The organism is Salmonella sp. SAL4457 (assembly GCF_046548235.1).
Lineage (GTDB): Bacteria > Pseudomonadota > Gammaproteobacteria > Enterobacterales > Enterobacteriaceae > Salmonella > Salmonella enterica.
Map to the genome: position 1 here is coordinate 1 of NZ_JBGDZO010001398.1, position 233 is coordinate 233.

General features: G+C 71.2%; 1 protein-coding gene. It reads right to left on the minus strand.

Annotation, left to right across the window (positions count from 1 at the left end; translation table 11 throughout):
• A partial coding sequence (locus ACLJNW_RS28755) for a hypothetical protein (protein ID WP_410962098.1) occupies nucleotides 1-233 on the minus strand: 233 nt, incomplete at both ends.

Below are 233 nucleotides of genomic sequence, written 5' to 3' on the forward strand. Positions count from 1 at the left end.
GCCTGGGCCTGGCGCTCGCGCGCCTCCTGCAAGCGGGCCTGCAATCCTTGCAAGCGCTCGGTGCCCGCGGCTTGCTGCTCGGTGCGCTGCCGCTGCTGCTGCTCGGAGTGCCGGAGTTCCTGCTCGAGTTGCTTCAGGCGTTCGATCAGTCCGCGAACCGGAGCCAGGCGCTCCAGCCATTGCAGGGTTTCCCGCTCCGTCGCCAGGGCGTCCCAGGCCTGCCTGGCCTCGGC